14 protein-coding genes are annotated in these 17,812 nt (G+C 59.9%); 7 read left to right on the forward strand and 7 right to left on the reverse strand.

The window, feature by feature from the left end; genetic code table 11:
* Positions 1-346 precede the first annotated feature (346 nt).
* Positions 347-1,093 (reverse strand): deoxyribose-phosphate aldolase, encoded by a 747-nt coding sequence (gene deoC, locus ROSERS_RS05580; RefSeq protein WP_011955844.1) that lies wholly within the window; start codon positions 1,091-1,093, stop codon positions 347-349.
* A gap of 189 nt (positions 1,094-1,282) precedes the next feature.
* Here deoC and ROSERS_RS05585 point away from each other — a divergent pair, with 189 nt between their 5' ends.
* The gene (locus ROSERS_RS05585) at positions 1,283-2,431 is read left to right on the forward strand and encodes a Gfo/Idh/MocA family protein (RefSeq protein WP_011955845.1); all 1,149 of its coding nucleotides are present in this window, start codon (positions 1,283-1,285) and stop codon (positions 2,429-2,431) included.
* Between the two features lie 18 nt (positions 2,432-2,449).
* Positions 2,450-3,367: a sugar phosphate isomerase/epimerase family protein gene (locus tag ROSERS_RS05590; protein ID WP_011955846.1), complete on the forward strand. Its 918-nt coding sequence runs from the start codon at positions 2,450-2,452 to the stop codon at positions 3,365-3,367.
* Positions 3,368-3,416: 49 nt separating this feature from the next.
* Here the strand turns inward: ROSERS_RS05590 and ROSERS_RS05595 are convergent, their stop codons facing one another.
* Positions 3,417-4,034 carry a sulfite oxidase-like oxidoreductase gene (locus tag ROSERS_RS05595; RefSeq protein ID WP_011955847.1) on the reverse strand — a complete coding sequence of 206 codons (618 nt, stop codon included), beginning with the start codon at positions 4,032-4,034 and terminating at the stop codon, positions 3,417-3,419.
* Between the two features lie 14 nt (positions 4,035-4,048).
* Positions 4,049-4,441: a hypothetical protein gene (locus ROSERS_RS05600; protein ID WP_011955848.1), complete on the reverse strand. Its 393-nt coding sequence runs from the start codon at positions 4,439-4,441 to the stop codon at positions 4,049-4,051.
* A 353-nt stretch (positions 4,442-4,794) separates the two neighbouring features.
* Between ROSERS_RS05600 and ROSERS_RS05605 the strand changes: the two genes are divergently transcribed.
* Positions 4,795-5,589 (forward strand): response regulator transcription factor, encoded by a 795-nt coding sequence (locus ROSERS_RS05605; protein ID WP_011955849.1) that lies wholly within the window; start codon positions 4,795-4,797, stop codon positions 5,587-5,589.
* A gap of 47 nt (positions 5,590-5,636) precedes the next feature.
* Here the strand turns inward: ROSERS_RS05605 and ROSERS_RS05610 are convergent, their stop codons facing one another.
* On the reverse strand, positions 5,637-6,725 hold the full coding sequence (locus ROSERS_RS05610) for an aminotransferase-like domain-containing protein (protein WP_011955850.1): 1,089 nt from the start codon (positions 6,723-6,725) through the stop codon (positions 5,637-5,639).
* 152 nt (positions 6,726-6,877) lie between these two features.
* Here ROSERS_RS05610 and ROSERS_RS05615 point away from each other — a divergent pair, with 152 nt between their 5' ends.
* The gene (locus ROSERS_RS05615; RefSeq protein ID WP_011955851.1) at positions 6,878-7,087 is read left to right on the forward strand and encodes a YgaP family membrane protein; all 210 of its coding nucleotides are present in this window, start codon (positions 6,878-6,880) and stop codon (positions 7,085-7,087) included.
* Positions 7,088-7,189: 102 nt separating this feature from the next.
* On the opposite strand, the gene ROSERS_RS05620 is transcribed toward ROSERS_RS05615, so the two are convergent.
* Both ROSERS_RS05620 and ROSERS_RS05625 read right to left on the reverse strand, forming a co-directional pair.
* Positions 7,190-8,011 (reverse strand): class I SAM-dependent methyltransferase, encoded by an 822-nt coding sequence (locus ROSERS_RS05620; protein WP_011955852.1) that lies wholly within the window; start codon positions 8,009-8,011, stop codon positions 7,190-7,192.
* A gap of 374 nt (positions 8,012-8,385) precedes the next feature.
* Positions 8,386-11,700: a S41 family peptidase gene (locus ROSERS_RS05625; protein ID WP_011955853.1), complete on the reverse strand. Its 3,315-nt coding sequence runs from the start codon at positions 11,698-11,700 to the stop codon at positions 8,386-8,388.
* A 411-nt stretch (positions 11,701-12,111) separates the two neighbouring features.
* On the opposite strand from ROSERS_RS05625, the gene ROSERS_RS05630 reads away from it, so the two are divergent.
* From ROSERS_RS05630 to ROSERS_RS05640, 3 genes are all read left to right on the forward strand, one after another.
* The gene (locus ROSERS_RS05630; protein WP_011955854.1) at positions 12,112-14,001 is read left to right on the forward strand and encodes a peptide ABC transporter substrate-binding protein; all 1,890 of its coding nucleotides are present in this window, start codon (positions 12,112-12,114) and stop codon (positions 13,999-14,001) included.
* Positions 14,002-14,081: 80 nt separating this feature from the next.
* Positions 14,082-15,005 carry an ABC transporter permease gene (locus tag ROSERS_RS05635; protein ID WP_011955855.1) on the forward strand — a complete coding sequence of 308 codons (924 nt, stop codon included), beginning with the start codon at positions 14,082-14,084 and terminating at the stop codon, positions 15,003-15,005.
* A gap of 27 nt (positions 15,006-15,032) precedes the next feature.
* Entirely contained in the window at positions 15,033-15,935 is a 903-nt protein-coding gene (locus ROSERS_RS05640; RefSeq protein ID WP_011955856.1) for an ABC transporter permease, read from the forward strand.
* A 52-nt stretch (positions 15,936-15,987) separates the two neighbouring features.
* Here ROSERS_RS05640 and ROSERS_RS05645 read toward each other — a convergent pair whose 3' ends face one another.
* Positions 15,988-17,796 (reverse strand): glycosyl hydrolase, encoded by a 1,809-nt coding sequence (locus ROSERS_RS05645; RefSeq protein WP_011955857.1) that lies wholly within the window; start codon positions 17,794-17,796, stop codon positions 15,988-15,990.
* Between the last annotated feature and the right edge of the window lie 16 nt (positions 17,797-17,812).

Consider the following 17,812-nt stretch of genomic DNA (forward strand, 5'->3'; position numbering starts at 1 on the left):
CCAAGAACACGATTGAGCAGCGATCACCGACGACAACAAAAGCGCGCCAGGTGGCGCGCTTTCGAGAACATCTATGCAGAATTGGACACTATATCACCCTGTGCTGGAGTGCATACGCAATGCCGCGCTGAAGCGCCCGGTTCGCCGTATGCCGCCCACGACGATGGGATCTGAAACCGGCATACGTTTCACCTTCCCACCTTCAACCTGCAACCCCCACTCACCTTCCCACCTTCAACCTGCAACCCCCACTCACCTTCCCACCTTCAACCTGCAACCCCCACGCTTCGTTCAGGGCATGCGCGCGAACGTGCACCATGCAACGCTCAACGTTCCATGTGCACAATTAATACCCTCCCGTCGTGATCGGCGCCTTCGCTCCTTCGCCGATCACCGGCAACCCTTTGCGCCGACAGAACTCGTCGAGGATGGTGGCGGTCGCTGTTGCGCCGACACGGGTCACCCCAACGCGCAACACATCGATCAGCGCATCAAGCGTGCGCACACCGCCAGCCGCTTTCACCTGCACCCGCGGCGACACGCTCCGTCGCATCAGGATCAGGTCTGGAATGGTTGCGCCAGACGGAGCGAAGCCGGTCGAGGTCTTGACGAAGTCCGCTCCTGCCGCTTCGACCAGGCGCGAAGCGCGTTCCTTTTCGGCATCGCTGAGATACGCATTCTCAAGAATGACTTTCACCAATGCCCGCCCCTCGGTGGCAATCACCACAGCGCGAATATCTTCGAGCACATCGTCATCGTGACCGGAGCGCAACCAGCCGATGTTGATCACCATGTCGAGTTCGACGGCGCCCTGCTCGATTGCCAGACGAGCCTCGAACACCTTGACGGCGGTCGCGCTGCTGCCATGCGGAAATCCGACGACCGTGCCAACCGCCACATCGCTGCCCGCCAGAAGACGCGCCGCCAGCGGTACATCACATGGCTTGACGCACACCGACGCAGTGTGGTAGCGCCGTGCGAGATCACACCCCGCAGCGACCTCCTGGGTCGTCAGTTCGGGACGCAGCAGGGAATGGTCGATTGTCTTCGCCACCTGTTCGTAGGTCAGGGTCTCAATCGATACTTCGGACATCCGGTTGCCTCCTTGCAGGTTTTGTCCTGTTCTTCTGCGTGAAGCGAGCCGCCTGACGATGCAGGCATTCGCTCATGCACGCGGCGATTGTACCACTCCTTCGTGCATGTCCGCATTGGCGGTTTCTTGACAGGGAGCCATGATCGGGCGAAAATCAGGCGTCGTTCACTGCCTGGAGAGAGGTGCTCTATGCCAGAGATCGCCGCCGCTGTTGTCGGTACAGGATTTATCGGCGTTGTGCACGTCGAGGCGCTCCGCCGGCTCGGCATTCCGGTGCTCGGCGTGGTCGGCTCGAGCGTCGAACGCGCCCGCGCGAAAGCCGATGCAATGGGCATTTCGGTCTATGCCAGTTTTGAGGATATGCTGGCTGATCCGCGGGTCACTGTGGTTCACATCACCACCCCGAACTACCTGCACTTCCCGCAGGTCAAAGCGGCAATCGCCGCCGGTAAGCACGTAGTCTGCGAAAAGCCCCTGGCGATGACGTCCGCCGAGTCGGCGGAACTGCTGCACCTGGCAACCGAAGCAGGCATCGTCCACGCCGTCAATTTCAATATTCGCTTCTACCCGCTCTGCCAGCACGCCCGCGCCCTGGTGCAGGCAGGTGACATCGGCGCACCGCGCATTATTCAGGGATCGTACCTCCAGGACTGGCTCATGCTGCCCACCGACTGGAACTGGCGGCTGGAGCCGGAACTCGGCGGCGAATTGCGCGCCGTGGCCGATATTGGTTCGCACTGGCTCGACCTGACGACCTTCATCACCGGCGAGAAGGTCAGTGCAGTGATGGCCGACCTGGCAACATTCATTCCGGTGCGCCGCAAACCCACCCGACCTATCGACACCTTCACCGGCAAAGAGGTAACCGTTACCGAGACGATCGATCAACCTATCCATACTGAAGACTATGCGAGCATCCTGCTGCGCTTCGCAAGCGGTGCACGCGGCGTCCTGACAGTGTCACAGGTCAGTCCGGGGCGCAAAAACCGGCTGAGTTTCGAGATCGATGGCGAGCGTTCGGCGCTGGCGTGGGATTCGGAGCGTCCTGAGGAGTTGTGGTTGGGGCGTCGCGAGACCGCAAGCGGACTGTTGCTGCGCGATCCGGCGTTACTGCTCCCGGCTGCCCGCAGCACAACCGATTACCCCGGCGGTCATGCCGAAGGCTTCCCCGATACCTTCAAACAACTCTACAAAGCGGTCTACCGCGCGGTTGCCGCAGGCGCGCCGCCAACGACGCCCGACTACCCGACATTCGCCGACGGTCATGAGGAACTACTGCTGGGAGAAGCGATCCTGCGCAGCGCGCGCGAGGAGCGCTGGGTGGCAATCGAACGCTAACAGCATGGAGGAACTGCAATGAAACTCGGATTCTTCACGGCTGCGCTGCCGCATCTCTCACTCGAGGAATGCGCCGAATGGGGTGCGGCGAACGGCTTTGAAGCCATTGAGATCGCCTGCTGGCCCGCCGGTTCTGGTAAGGAACGGCGCTATGCCGGCGTCTGTCACATCGATGTCGAGACGCTCACCGATGCGCGCGCGACCGAAATCCGTGACCTGATGGCGCGTACCGGTCTGACAATCTCATCACTCGGCTACTACCCCAACAACCTGCATCCCGACCCGGAGCATCGGGCGCAGGTCAACGCCCATCTCAAGAAGGTCATCGACGCCGCCAGCAAACTGGGAGTCGGGATCGTCGGCACCTTCATCGGGCGCGACCCGGCGAAGAACGTTCCCGACAACCTTGAACAGTTTGCGGCAGTCTGGCCCCCGCTGGTGCGCTACGCCGCTGAGCGCCATATCAGGATCGCCATCGAAAACTGCCCGATGATCTTCAGTTACGACGAATGGCCCGGCGGCACGAACCTGGCGCATTCACCGGCGATCTGGCGCGAAATGTTCCGCATTATCCCGGACGAAAACTTCGGCTTGAACCTCGACCCATCGCATCTCGTCTGGCAGATGATCGACTATGAGCGCGCAGTGTACGAATTCAAGGATCGGATCTTCCATGTCCATGCCAAGGATATGGAGATCAACCGTGATGGACTGTATGCGCACGGAGTGATGTCCGCCGGTATGGGATGGCAGATCCCGCGCCTGCCGGGGCTGGGTGAAGTGCGATGGGATCGCTTTATCGCTGCGCTTTACGCCGTCGGGTACGACTTTGTGGTGAGTATCGAGCACGAGGATCGCCGGTTTGAGGGAACCGAAGAACTGGTGAAGCGAGGATTCCTGCTTGCGCGCAATGTGCTGCGCCCGTATCTGGTGTGAGTGACCATGGCGGGCTGCTGAAGCCGGGCTTCAGCAACCCGCCGCGCCATCATTCATCGGCGAAGCGTTCTTCCTTCCAGGGATCGGCATTATTGTTATAGCCGTAGCGTTCCCAGAAACCAGGGCGATCCTCTGCCATGAACTCGATGCCGCGCAGCCATTTGGCGCTTTTCCAGAAATACTTGCGCGGCGTCAGCAGACGCAGCGGATAGCCGTGTTCCGGGGTCAACTCCTCGCCTTCATATTTATACGCCAGGAGCGCATCGTCCTCCAGCAACACCTCGAGCGGCACATTCGCCGTAAAACCCTGCTCGCAGTGCGCCATCACATACCGCGCCGACGGCTTGAGCGGCGGCAGATGCCTGAGAAACTCCTTGAACTGCACGCCTTCCCAGCGGGTATCGAGTTTGCTCCATCGGGTCACACAGTGAATATCGGTCGTGATGGTGATCGTAGGCAGGGCGCGGAACTCGGCAAAACTGAAGCGTGCTGGCGCCTCAATCTCACCCCAGACGCGCAGATCCCAGGTGTTTTCAACATCGTGATAGATTGGAACGTCGCCGTAGTGAAGAACGGGAAACTTCTCGGTTACGTACTGACCCGGAGGAACACGATCGCGCCTGTCGGGGGGAATACGATCATCGTTCTTCTTGAATGCGTCAAACATACCACTCCAGATTTCTAAAAACTCAGGCTTTCAAAGGCAATACCCATGCGTATCGCCCTGCGGTACGATGCATCACCGGCGATCTCGCGCAGCGTGCGGTGCAGCCGATCACGTTCCAGCGGCTCGTTGTAGCACTGGACCAGCCGATGGATCGGTTCTGCCAGTTCACACGATGGACAAAATGCGTAGACCGGACCGTCTCTCGTCATTGTCTCGGACAGCACCCCGCTCTCTGCCAGTTCGCGCAGCGCCTCGCGCGTACTCCAGATATCGCGGTAGATGCGATTCGCCACCTGCGCGGCAGTGGCGCGCAACTGCTGATGCTCAACAAACAGCAGCACAAGTTGCAGTTTGAGCGGCGTATCGACCACGTCCTCAAGCAACGAACGCACACTCTGGTCGATCATTGACCTGCCTCCTTCTGAACTAGGGGTCATCGGCGACCACACGTATCAGCGGACTGCGCACACATCCAGACGCTTCCGCCGACAGCGGCTTCCTGCGTTCGTGGGAGGAGCCTTTCCCGGTCGGCATACCTTCTGGCGCGAGAAAAGCTTGTGGAATTTCTCACAAGGTAACGATTTGGTTGATAACAGTATACTACAAAAGGTGGGCATGTGCTAGATGTTTTTTTGACATGAGATTCCAATGCGCGATCTGAGTTGACATTTCTCCACTTTTGGTGCTACCATCCATCGAACAGACCATGCATGATGTTTGTTCGCGCCGCATGCACTGTGCGCCTGTGAAAGGGAAGGCAATGAGCCAATCAGAGCGAATCCTGCTGGTTGACGATGAAGCCAACATTCGGCTGACGCTAGGCGCAATGCTGACACGTGCCGGCTATGACGTAACGACCGCTTCCGGCGGCGCTGAGGCGATCGCCCTCCTCGAAGAGCAGGCGTTCGACCTCCTGATCATCGATCTCAAGATGCCTGGCGTTGACGGGATGCAGGTGGTCACCGCAGCTCGTGCGCGCCACCCTGACGTGCCGATCATTATCCTGACCGGGCACGGCTCGCTTGAAACCGCTGTCGAAGGGTTGCGCCAGGGCATCTTCGACTATCTGTTGAAGAACACCGAACCGGCGAAGGTGATCGAGCGTGTTCAGGCGGCGCTGCAGGCGCACGCTGCCGAACAACGCCGCCGTGCGCTGCTGAACGCCGTCGAAGCGGCGGTTCAGGAACTGCGCGGCTCGGTCGCTGCCACCGCCGAGACGCCGTCGGCGCCGCAAACGGAGCGGACGATCGTCATCGGGCAGTTGCAACTCGATACATGGCGTCAGGTAGCCACGCTTGGCGGGCGGACGCTGGCGCTTACGCCGACCGAGTTTCGCGTGCTCCTCTGCCTGGCGGAACACGCGGGCACGATGCTTTCCTACAGTCAGCTGGTCAAATGCGCCCAGGGGTACGATGCCAGCGATCTCGAAGCCGGCGAACTGATCAAGCCCCACATCCACCATTTGCGCCAGAAACTGGAGCCAGATCCCAGTTCGCCGCGCTACATTCTGAATGTGCGGGGGAAGGGGTATCTGCTGGCGATCAATAATGAGTAGACGCAGTGCGGGCGCGCAGCACATCGGTGACCGCGCGCCCGTGTCGTTTACAGCAGCGACGCCAGTCGGCGCACGCCCTCGTCGATCTGCTCCGGCGTCACCGCGCAGAACGGCAGCCGAACAAAGCGTTCGCCATCCGGCGCCGGACCTTCGTCAGGGTCGGCAAAGAACGCCTGCCCTTCGGTCAATACCAGACCGATCTCCTTCGCGCGTGCAACCAGGTTGCGGGTATTGGCATCAGCCGGCAGGGTGACGCTGATGAAGAAGCCGCCATCCGGTTCGGAAGCGGCGACGCCGCTCAGGTAGCGCCGCACCGCGTTCATCATCGCTTCCCAGCGGGGGCGGTAGAGTTCTTTCAGCCGCTCGATGTTCGGCGCCATCCAGCCGCGCCGGATAAACTCTGCAACTGCTGCCTGCGTCGGGAGCACCGGCGAAAGATACGTGTTCTCCGCTTCCTTCGTCACCGCCGCCACCAGCGACGACGGCGCCACCAGATAGCCGACGCGCATGCCAGGACTGAGAAGTTTGCTGAACGATGTGATGGTGATCACCCGTCCGGGATTGATCGCGCGCATCATCGGCACGCTCTCGCCACGGTAGCGCAGCAATCGATACGGAATGTCCTCGATCACCCAGAAGCCATACCGTTCGGCGATGTCCAGAATTGCGCGCCGCTTTTCCAGCGATGTCGTCACCCCGGCCGGGTTCTGGAAATCGGGAACCGTGTAGAGGAATGCCGGGGTCTGCCGTTTGACCTCGGCTTCGAGACGCGCCACGTCAAGCCCATCGGCTTCGAGGGGAATACCGACCACCCGCGCACCACGACGGCGAAACGTCGTAATGGCGCGGTCGTAACTGGGCTGTTCGGTCAGCACCGTCGTCCCTGGACGCACCAGATGCGCCGCCAGCAGATCCTGCAACTGCAATGATCCATTGGCGACCATGATTTCGTTGTCCTTCACGCCGTAGTCGGCGGCGAGCAGCGCCCGTAGCGGTGCATAGCCGGGCTGGTGACCGTACTGGAGAACGACTGCCGCATCCGTCTCGACTGCCGTCGCCAGACATTCGGCGATCTGCGCGGTTGGAAATGCTTCGGCTGGCGGAACGCCACGGGTGAAAATGATGGTGTCGTGCATGATCCTTCCTTTTTTGGTTAAGAGAATACCACCCAGGATTGTGAAGAATTTTACAACATGTTCGTTCCGGTGTGTATACTAGGGCTGTCGGTTCTTTGTGATGAACCGCACAAGGTTACCGCTCATCCACCACATGCTAGAAGGGGGACATCGTGCTACCTGTCAATGAAAGCGTCCTTGACCGCGACATTCGTCTTGGCGTCGGCTTGTTGATGTTTCTGTTCGGCTTCTTTGGGCTGACCGGCATCTGGCAGATTATGCTTACCGTTATCGCTGTGTTGCTGATTCTCAGCGCAGTGACCGGTTTTTGCCCGCTGTATGCGGTTCTCCACGTCAATACTGCCGAACACAGCAAGCGGTAATGTTGCAGCCTCCCGGACGAGGTGACTGGAGGGGATGCACCCTCCAGTTTTTTTACTGGAACCGAATTCCGGGGTGTTGACGCGCAGCGATGATCCTCCAGGCTATGTCCGGCGCGCAATCATCGCATCGATCCGCGCCGGTGCGTCGCGCGGCGTATCGGGATCGGGACACTGCTCATCGATCCAGTGTTGCAGGCGTCGCGCCGCCTCAGCGTGGATATGGTCCGGCAGTATCCAGCAACTGCTGTACATCCGCTCCTGATACCTGCGTGCAACCTCACGGACTGTCTGCAGTTGCTGGCGATAGGTGATCAGCGTTGTACGCTCAACCGTCGCTCCGAGCGCATGGAGATGATCCCGAAAGCGTTCGTCCAGACCATGCGGTGCACCATCGCGGCGCTGATCCGGCGGCACGTTCAGTTCATCAAGAATGGCGGACCATGCGCGTTGCACCTGGGCGCGGGGCGTGTGATCCGCGCCGTCACATTCGCCACGTACCTCGTCGGCAAGCACGATCGCTCCCCCTGGTCGTAGCGCACGATGCGCTTCATTCAGCACCTGGCGCCAGTCTTCTACCAGATGGAGCACGTGAACCATCACCACGGCGTCGAAGGTTGAGTCGGCTATGGGGAGGTGCATCGCATCGCCGCATATCAGATGCACACGGTGGACTCGACTATCGAGTTTCCGACGCAGTTGCCCCATCATCCGACGCGAGAGATCGACTCCGGCGTAGAAGTACCCTGCCTCGATGAATGGAATGGCGATACGTCCCGTCCCGACGCCAGCTTCCAGTATCTGTGCGCTCCGGCTCAGTTCAAGGGCTGCAATGATCGCGTCGCGGAGACGCTCCGCCACACCCGGCGGATAGCCACGGGTGGCGTCGTAATAATCAACTGCACGATCAAATGAAATGCCTGGCATGTGGAGAACCGAGAACCGAGAACCAAGAACCAGGAACCGAGAACCAGGAACCGAGAACCGAGAACCAGGAACCGAGAACTGAGAACTGAGAACTGAGAACCAAGAACCAGGAACCGAGAACTGAGAACCAGGAACCAGGAACCGAGAACTGAGAACCAGGAACCGAGAACTGAGAACCAGGAACCGAGAACTGAGAACCGGGTTCAACGTGCAAAACTCGACCTTCTAACGTTCGTTCAACCTTCAACCTTCTAACGTTCAACCTTCAACCTGCAACCCGTAACCTGCAACATTCCAACCTTCAACCTTCAACCCTCAACGCTCCAACCTTCAACGTTCAACGTTCCAACCCTCAACGCTCCAACCTTCAACCCTCAACGTTCCTCCGGCAAGGGCAGGCGTGGTCGTTCGCCGAAATCGGGAAGTTTGGGCGCGTGATCCTGCATCAGGCGCAGCACTTCGGCAATCGCGCGCTCGAGTTGCGGATCGACGCCCGCAACGTAATCCTGTGGTCGCATTTCGACTTCAATATCCGGTTCAACGCCGCGATTCTCCAGTTGCCAGCCCGCCTCCGCCGACCAGAAGGAAAACTCCGGTTGCGTGGTCACACCGCCGTCGATCAGGGTATCGCGTGGATAGATGCCGATGACCCCGCCCCAGGTGCGCTTGCCGATCAGCGGACCGAGTTTCATCATTTTGAACACGTGGCTGATGATATCGCCGTCGGATCCGGCCGCTTCGTTAATGATCGCCACCATTGGTCCCATTACCGACTCCGGCGGGTAGGGTTCGGGTTCGCCCCAGCGTGAAACACCGTATCCGAGGCGCTTTCGCGCCAGTTTTTCGACGATTAACGGCGAAACGAAGCCGCCCGTATTATACCGCAGGTCGACGATCAACCCTTCATACACCACCCCGGCAAGAAAGCCGCGGTGGAACTCGGCATACCCGTGTGCCTGCATATCGGGGATATGGAGATACCCGACGCGCCCCTGCGTTGCGTCGTGGACGATCTGCCGGTTCCGTTCGACCCATTCCCGATAGCGCGCGCGACTCTCGTCGTAGAGCGCCTTAACGGTCACCGATCGAAGCGTACCGTCCATCTTCATAAAGGTCAACAACACATCGCTGCCCGCCTGGTTGATCAGCAATTCGTGCGGCGATACGTTTCGCCCGACCCGATGCCCGCCGACTGCGATCAGGCGGTCGCCGGGCACGATGTTGATCCCTGGCTGCGCCAGCGGCGAACTGGCGCGCTCGTCCCATACATCACCCCGGATCACTCGCTCGACCACATAACTGTCGGTTTCGGCGTCGTAGCGCAGATCTGCGCCCAGTCTGCCTGGGCTGTAGCGCGGCTCAGGACGGTAATCACCACCATATTCGTAGGCATGCGATGTTCCCAGTTCGCCCTGCATCTCCCACAGCAGATCGGAAAATTCGCCGCGCGTTGCAACCCGATCAAGCAACGGCAGGTAGCGCTGATAGACCGCCAGCCAGTTGACTCCCGACATATCCGGCGTCCAGAAATGATCGCGCTGGAGACGCCAGGCTTCGCGGTACATCTGCCTCCACTCCGCCGGCGGCGAGACCAGCAGTTTGATGCGCGCGAGATCGATCCATCCGCTCTTCCGTCCAGGCTCAGGGCTGTTATCCTTCGGTTTCTCGCCTGCTCTCACAACGCGCACCCGATTGCCGGAACGGTAGATCAGCGTCTTCGCATCGCGTGAAAGGGCAAAGCGCGAGACGCCATCGATCAACGTGTCGCTACTCAGGGTCTCGAAATCGTAGACATCGAGACGCCCGCGACTCGCTGACGCACTGCCCGACATGTGCGCCTGACTCAGCATGCCTTCGATTGGAAAAACAGTAAAGAGCGCCTTTCCCGGTATCCCCGCGATCTGCCCATACCGCCCAACCGGTACGGGAAACGCGACAATCCGGTCGGCGATGCCTTCGAGATCGATCACGACGCTTTTCTCGGACGACGCCTCTTTCGGAGCAGTGGCTTCTTCCTGACCCGACGACGCTTCACCTGAAGCAGGCTTCGCCGTCGGTCGTTCCAGCGGATGCGGACCCGGCACAAACGGCGAACGCAGATCGGCGCGCAACGTCACCAGAAATGGACGCGCACCGCGGGGAAATCCCAGGTCGAAATGAATATCATCACGCACCGGATCGAGATCGCGGTATGAAATAAAATAGAGATACTTTCCCTCTGGATCGAACGCCGGAGATCGATCGACCAGCACCGGTCGCGTGACCGGGGTGATCGTCCCGGTGGCGATCTCGCACAGTTTAATAACCGATGTCTGCTCCGTTTCCCAAAAGCCATACGCAAGCCAGCGTCCATCTGGCGACCAGGCGATGCCGGGCATAGAGGCATATCGACTGCGATCAAGCAGCCGCACGGAGCGATCATTCAGATCGACCAGCAGCAATTCATTCCGGTTATTCGCAAGCGCGACAAGCGGCGCTTTGGGTGAGACGGCGAGCGTCAGAGGACGACCGATATCGAGTCCGTCCAGGCGCACCGGTTCCTCAAACAGCAATGTCGATGATCCCGTTCCAGGCTGGACATCCGCGACGTCCGTTCTGGGAGCGACCTGACCATTGCCCAATGTGACCGGGTGGACTTCCAGCATCTCTTCGCCTGCGGCATCACTTACCACCACAATCCGCCTGCCGTCGGGCAACCAGTCAGCCAGGCGATAGCGCACTGCGCCAGGATCGCCGTACTGCAACACAGCCCCTTCCCAGTTGCCGAATGTAAACGGCTTGCCGCGAACGACGGCGACGAGCGAGTGCCCCTCCGGATGCAGTGCAACACTTTGAAGAAAACGCGCCGGATCGACAAAACGACGCTTTCGCTGCGTTCGCGGGCTGTGCAGTTCGATCTCGATCTTGCGCGATCCATTCGTTGCCGGATCAAACAGGTAGAGATCCGCGCCAGCATGGTAGACGATCCGCCGTCCATCGGTGGACGGAAAACGCGCATAGTATTCGCGGTGCCAGGTATGGCGTTGCAGGTCCTCGCCGGTCGGCAGGCATGAATAGAGATTTCCGACGCCTTCGTGATCGGACACAAAATAGATCCGGTCGCCAACCCACAGCGGAATGGCGATATTGCCGGGGAGCGAGATCAGACGCCGCCACTCGCCGCTGCCATCCGGGTCGATCCACACATCGCCGGTGCGTCCGCCGCGATACCGCTTCCAGCGCGCCGGGTCGCTCTCATTGCGCCCGATGACCATGCCGCCGTCTGGTCCATACGACACGTGAACCGCCGGACCGGTCGGAAGAAGGCGCGGCTCGCCGCCATCGGCAGCGACAGCGTACAGCAGGGGAGATCGCGAAAACGGTGAATGCGCAGAACTGGCAAACAGAATATCGCGCCCATTGCGACTCCATCCGCATACGCGCATTGTTTCACCGAGAAACGTCAGCCGACGCGCTTCACCGCCCACTGCCAGCATCACAAAGACTTCCCCCGGACCCTCATCGCGTCCGACAAATGCCAGCAATGTACCATCGGGGGAGAGCGCTGGCGACTGCACACTGCCAGGGTTCGCGGTCAACCGTCGTGCCACGCCGCCCGATGCGGCAACCAACCAGAGATCATCTTCACAAACAAAGACAACGGTGTCGTCATGAATGGTTGGCCAGCGATAATATCCGTGCGTGCTCATACTGTTCCCAATCGATGAAGCCAGAATGCCCGATAACATCCGATGGGGGAAGTGTACCACAATTGGGGAATGATCGGGAAAAGGTGAACCAGGCGCGTGCGCAGCGTTTCGGACTTAACCAAACATTGACAAGCGATTCAGGTAGTGTTATGATTTCTCCACTCTTCGCTTCTGGTGAATGATTCCCGACAACGATTGTCATCGCGAACCTGCCGTGGGTGTCCAGGAAGCCACCATAGCGCTGCACAGGCGCGGCTTGACCGTATCTATAACTATTGCGCAGAACCAACCTGTTCCTATGCACGAACGCTGCCATGCCACCGGCGACGCACTGAGGAAGCGCAACACGCAAGCGCGTGTGCGTGATAGATTCTCCGCCTTCAACAAGGACACGGAAAGGAACACCAGCGCATGACACACGACAGAAAAGCACGACTGAACCGACGCACGTTTCTGCGCGCCGCAGCTATCGGCATCGGGTCAGCGGCGCTTGCCGCCTGTGGCGGCGGCGGCGCAACCGCACCAACCCAGCCGCCAGCGACGCTTCCCCCGCCAACGACGGCGCCAACCCTTGCGCCGGTTCAACCAACGCCGCCGCCAACCGCCGCCCCCGCACCAACTGCTGCACCGGCGGGCACCGTCACGAACTCGCTCGGCGTCACCCTGCCGGAGAACGCCGCCCCGCTCGAACATCAGACCTTCGTCGTCTACTTCGATATCACCGCCGACTTCACCAGCCCTAACCAGATGGAAACGATCTACAAGTCGGGAGGCTTCGGCAGCATCACCAACCTGACCGGCGATACCCTCGTGCGCCTGAACAAGGACTTCCAGGTGCAACCGGCTGCCGCGCTCTCGTGGTCGTCCGATGAGACCGGCAAGGTCTGGACGTTCAACCTGGACCCCAATCTGGTCTGGAGCGATGGCACACCGGTGACGGCAGAGGACTTTGTGGCAACCTTCCGCTACGCTGCCGACCCGCAGCATGCCTGGGACTTCGCCTGGTACTACAGTGCGCCGGGAGCGATCAAGAACTGGGACAAGTGCGTTGCTGGCGAACTGCCGCTGGAAGAGCTTGGCGTCACAGCGAAAGATAAGCACACCCTGGTGATCGAAACTGAAACGCCAGCGCCCTTCCTGCCCGCCAAACTGGTCTACAGCGAAGTGCTCAGCGCCGCGAAACTGAAAGAGTACGGCTCCGGTCTCTACACGGCAGACCCGGAGAAGACCATTTCGTGCGGACCGTACATTCTGAAAGAGTTCAAGCCGCGCGAACGGGTGGTGTTCGAGATCAACCCGACCTACAAAGGCACGAACCGTCCGCGGATTGAGCGCGTCGTTCAGATTGCGGCACGCCCCGAAGCCATGTTCGCCGGATACCAGGCGGGCGAAGTTGACCGCGTGACCGGTGAGCAACTGCAAACAGCCGACAACGAGATCATCGCCAGAGACCCCGAACTCTCGAAGCAGGTGCGTCTGACCGCTGGCGACTTCCGCACCGATTACCTCTTCTTCGACTGCCAGAATCCGCCGTTCAACGATGTGCGCGTGCGCCAGGCGTTCAGCCATATCGTCGACCGCGATACGCTGATCAAGACGATCATCACGCCAACACAGGGCATCCCGGCATACTCCTTCCTGATGCCCGGTTTCCCGGCATCGAACTCAGAGGGGTTGAAGGATATTCAGCGCTACGACCCTGAACTTGGGCGCGCACTGCTCAAGGAAGCTGGCTACGAAGGCGGCAAAGGGTTCCCCAAATTGACCCTGTGGCTGCGCAATGAGCCGCAGATCCGCCAGGCGCTCGCCGCAGCAATTGCCGCAGCCATCACCCAGGAGTACGGCATCGAAGTCGAGGTCTCAAACAAGGACTTCAAGACCTTCATGGATGCGCTCAATGCCAAGCCGACTCAGATCCAGTTCGGCATGGTGTCATATGGCATCGACTTCCTCGACCCGTCGAACATGCTCGGCGTCTGGCTCAGCACGGGTCGCCACAACTGGTTCAACAAGAAATTCGACGAGATGGTGCTGTCGGCGTCGGAGAGCACCGATCCAAATCGTATCAAGGTGTTCCAGGATGCGGAGCGATTGCTGTGCGAAGAAGCGCCAGCGGTCTTCATCTACCACCGTACCGTCGCCGACATCTATAAGCCCTATGTCGTCGGTGAGTGCTTCGAGCCGAATATCGCCGGTTTCTCCGGTTTGCAGTGGCCCGGCTTCACATCAATGAGCGACTCGTTGCAAACCATGTATATGAGCAACGAGGTCACGAAGTATCGGAAAGCGCCTCCGAGATAAGCGGGTCAGAACGGGGGTGAGGGGTCGGGGAGCGTCGCCATGCAACCTTTCCCTGCCTCTCACCTCTTACGGAGTTGCTCATGGTTGCCTACATTCTGAAGCGTCTGGCAGGGCTGGCATTCGTCTTCTTTCTCGTGTCGGTCGTCGCGTTTTTACTCATGCATTCAACTCCCGGAGGACCGTTCGACGAGCCGAATATGCCGCTGCCGCCGGCGGCTAAAGCGAACATTCTTCGCAAATACGGTCTTGATCAACCGCTCCATATTCAGTATATTAACTATATTTCAAATGCGCTACGCGGCGATTTCGGCTATTCGTTCTCAAGCCCAAGCGAAACCGTCGCCCAGGTCATCGGGCGCACCTGGCCCATCAGCATCACCCTTGGCGGCGTCACCGTCATCGTGGCGCTTGGGAGCGGCATCCTGATCGGGATTCTCGCTGCCATCCGTCAGAATACGATTGTCGATTATGTCGCCACGTTTCTTGCAACCCTTGGTCTCACCGTGCCCAATTTTGTGATTGCGCTCTGGCTGATCCTGGTGTTTGCGGTCGAACTTCAATGGCTGCCGATTGGCGGATGGGGCGATGACTGGCGTCAGATCATTATGCCGATGATTGCCCTTGGGTTGGGACCTATGGGGATCGCCACGCGCTACACCCGCGCCAGTCTGGTCGATGTTTTCACGGCGGATTATATTCGCACTGCACGCGCCAAAGGGTTGGCTGAGCGGATGGTCGTGATGCGCCACGCCGTCAAGAATGCGCTCATTCCGATTATTACCGTGCTGGGTCCGCGCATTCCCGATCTGATCACCGGCACGATCTTCGTCGAGACGATGTTTCGCGTGCCGGGTCTGGGCAAATTCTTTGTCGAGAGCGTTCTCGACCGGGATTATCCGATGATCATGGCGTTGACGCTGCTGATTGCAGCCCTGTGGGGTATTGTCTATCTGCTTACCGACCTGTTGTACACCCTGATCGATCCGCGCGTGAAACTAACGTAGCGCCATGAACTACTGTCAGAGAGTGCTATGAGCGCAATTGCGACAAAGGATGCTGTCACTGCTGTTGACCCGATCATCGCTCGCCCTCCGAGCAACCTCTGGCGCGATGCCGCCATTCGCTTCTCGAAGAACAAACTGGCGATGGGGGCGTTGATCGTCGTCGGGTTCCTGGTATTTCTGGCTGTGTTCGCCGATGTTCTGGCGCCACAACCCAATTTTGCCCGCCCTATCGATGCGCGCAAGTTTCCCGGAGAGGCGGGATACATCCTGGGGACTGACGATGTCGGGCGCGATATGCTGAAACGGCTGATCCACGGCGTCCGCACCTCGCTGATCGTTGGCATATCGGTGCAGGCGATTGCGCTGGTTATTGGGGCTGCACTGGGGCTGAGCGCGGGATTCCTGGGGGGATGGGTCGATTTCTTCGTCATGCGGGTTGTCGAACTGTTCACCGCTATCCCGCAGTTGCTGTTCGCCCTTTTCCTGATTTCGATCTTTGGCAGCGGTATGTTCAATGTTATCCTGGCGATCGCCCTGATCGGCTGGGTGGATATCTGTCGCCTGACACGCGCGCAACTCTTTTCGCTGCGCGAAAAAGAGTTTATCGAAGCCGCCCGCGCTATCGGCGTTCCATCGTGGCAGATAGCCTGGCGGCATCTGCTCCCCAACGCGCTTACTCCGCTCATCATCGCGGTAACCCTGGGCATCCCGACTGCCATTTTTACCGAAGCGGGGCTGAGTTTCCTCGGTCTCGGCATTGATGAACCGACTGCAAGCCTTGGTAAAATGGTTGGCGTCTCCTCAGCATATATTCGTGTCTACTGGCATATGGGGTTGCTGCCCACGCTGATGATCGCCCTGATCATGCTCAGTTTCTCGTTCGTTGGCGATGGATTGCGCGATGCACTCGATCCGCGCCTGCGGAAGTAGCGTCGGGCGGTGAAGGCGAATATGCTGGCGACCTCTGCCTGACGCCCGTCCTTCAGCGCCGGTGAACCACATACACCGGCGCCGGACCGAGATCAATGACCAGGCGCCCATCGCTGGCGACAATCGTCGCTGTGGCGCCGTCGCGTGTGATCAGCGCGGCAGTGGATGCACTGGTGCTGATGCTGGCGCGTACCGGCGCAGGCGCCCACAAGACATCGATGGCGATGTCGCCGCGCCGGAACTGCGCATCGTAGGCTTCCGGTCCGCTGATGGCGAACATGTCGTCCAGGTAGATCGTTCCGCCGCCGACGAACGCATCAGGGGCATCATCAAGCACGATTGCGTCGAGTCGCGCCGGAGCGTCGATCCGTCCGTTGCCATCGCCACTGATCCGATCCCAGGGTGGCACAGTTCCGCCGATCGGCGCTTCCAGAATGCGCCATCCGGGTGGTCCGACCGCGCCCAGGGCAAACTGCAACACTTCTCCCTCAGCATCGCGGATCCAGACTTTCAGCGTGTTCCCGGAGCCATCGCCATAGACCCATACACCTAACGCATATGTGCCATCAGGAACAGGTATGGGACGTTCGCGCCGGAAAACGACGTACTCATTTGCGCGGGAAGGGAAGAAATAGCGGAGTTGTGCAGCGCCGCGCCCGCTGCGCATCCGTTCGCCGGTCGGCGCGAAGTCGCCATAGGTCTGATCGCCGCGTCGCCAGGAACCAAAGTTCTCGAAATCGATCACCGATGATCGGTCGAACAGGTCGCGTACCACCACCAGTTCTGCACCGGCGAGATATTCCGTCATGACCCGGTATGCCGTAAACGACGGCTTCAGGCGGCTGTAGTCGAAGTAGCCAGATCCGAAATCGACCAGTCCATAGGGATTGCCGGGATCATCCTTGAGGGTGTACCAGAAGATTTTTTCGACCCCGGCGCGCCAGAGGAGCAGGGTCGCCCGCACCAGAAAGTTTGCCTGATCCTGCTCGTTGACCACGCCGACCGGATCGCGGTCGCCGCGCCCGCTCGACCATCCGATCTCGGTGACCCAGATCGGACGCGCGCCGTACCGTTCGGCGACGGCGCGCGCCGCTTCAACCCCGGCGATCAGGTTCCCGATCTCAGGCGCGCTTGGGCTGACATAGGGATGAATGGCGAGAATGTCAAAACTCGACCAGGCGCCGGCTTCCGCTACCTGACGCAAAAAGGATGGCTCGAACGAGTACACCCCGCCGATCAGGATGGTTGCCTGCGGGTTGACCGAGCGGATCGCAGCAGCCGACAGGCGCAGCAGCGTTGCGTATGCTGCGGGGTCGGGGGCGGGTTTCCAGAAGAGCGGATTATCCGGCTCGTTCCAGATCTCCCAGTGAGAGATGTAGTTGCGGTACCGTTGCGCGACAGCGGCGGCGAAGGCGGCAAACCGCTGCGGATCGGGGGCATAGAACGAAACGCCGTGCGGCGCATCACCGGGGAATGGTGTCGCCCAGCCGGGCGGATGCCCGATGACGCCGAGAATATTCACGCCGCGCCGACTGAGTGCGCGTACCGCTTCATCGGTGTACGTCCAGTCGTAGGGCGCATCGGGTGTTGGCTGAATGCGAAACCAGTGGACATCTTCGCGCGCCCAACCGACCCCCAGACGCGCCACGACATCTGCCGGGATGGACATCGAGGCGGGATCCCAGTAGCGGGTTGCCAGATGTGAGTTGATCCCGAAGGGAGAGTCGTTCGACATCAGACGCGGCGTTTCCGCGACCGCGAGCGAAGACTCGGACGGCGGCGTGACCGCAGGCGCGATCAGTGCGACGATAACAAGAACCGGCAGGATATGACCGATGCGAAACAGTGATGTTGAGCGCATAACGCGCCAATTATAC

The organism is Roseiflexus sp. RS-1 (genome assembly GCF_000016665.1).
Lineage (GTDB): Bacteria > Chloroflexota > Chloroflexia > Chloroflexales > Roseiflexaceae > Roseiflexus.

Coding starts and splice junctions, on each gene's coding strand:
- deoC (WP_011955844.1), bottom strand. CDS start 1,093: ATGTCCGAAGTATCGATTGAGACCCTGACCTACGAACAGGTGGCGAAG.
- ROSERS_RS05585 (WP_011955845.1), top strand. CDS start 1,283: ATGCCAGAGATCGCCGCCGCTGTTGTCGGTACAGGATTTATCGGCGTT.
- ROSERS_RS05590 (WP_011955846.1), top strand. CDS start 2,450: ATGAAACTCGGATTCTTCACGGCTGCGCTGCCGCATCTCTCACTCGAG.
- ROSERS_RS05595 (WP_011955847.1), bottom strand. CDS start 4,034: ATGTTTGACGCATTCAAGAAGAACGATGATCGTATTCCCCCCGACAGG.
- ROSERS_RS05600 (WP_011955848.1), bottom strand. CDS start 4,441: ATGATCGACCAGAGTGTGCGTTCGTTGCTTGAGGACGTGGTCGATACG.
- ROSERS_RS05605 (WP_011955849.1), top strand. CDS start 4,795: ATGAGCCAATCAGAGCGAATCCTGCTGGTTGACGATGAAGCCAACATT.
- ROSERS_RS05610 (WP_011955850.1), bottom strand. CDS start 6,725: ATGCACGACACCATCATTTTCACCCGTGGCGTTCCGCCAGCCGAAGCA.
- ROSERS_RS05620 (WP_011955852.1), bottom strand. CDS start 8,011: ATGCCAGGCATTTCATTTGATCGTGCAGTTGATTATTACGACGCCACC.
- ROSERS_RS05625 (WP_011955853.1), bottom strand. CDS start 11,700: ATGAGCACGCACGGATATTATCGCTGGCCAACCATTCATGACGACACC.
- ROSERS_RS05630 (WP_011955854.1), top strand. CDS start 12,112: ATGACACACGACAGAAAAGCACGACTGAACCGACGCACGTTTCTGCGC.
- ROSERS_RS05635 (WP_011955855.1), top strand. CDS start 14,082: ATGGTTGCCTACATTCTGAAGCGTCTGGCAGGGCTGGCATTCGTCTTC.
- ROSERS_RS05640 (WP_011955856.1), top strand. CDS start 15,033: ATGAGCGCAATTGCGACAAAGGATGCTGTCACTGCTGTTGACCCGATC.
- ROSERS_RS05645 (WP_011955857.1), bottom strand. CDS start 17,796: ATGCGCTCAACATCACTGTTTCGCATCGGTCATATCCTGCCGGTTCTT.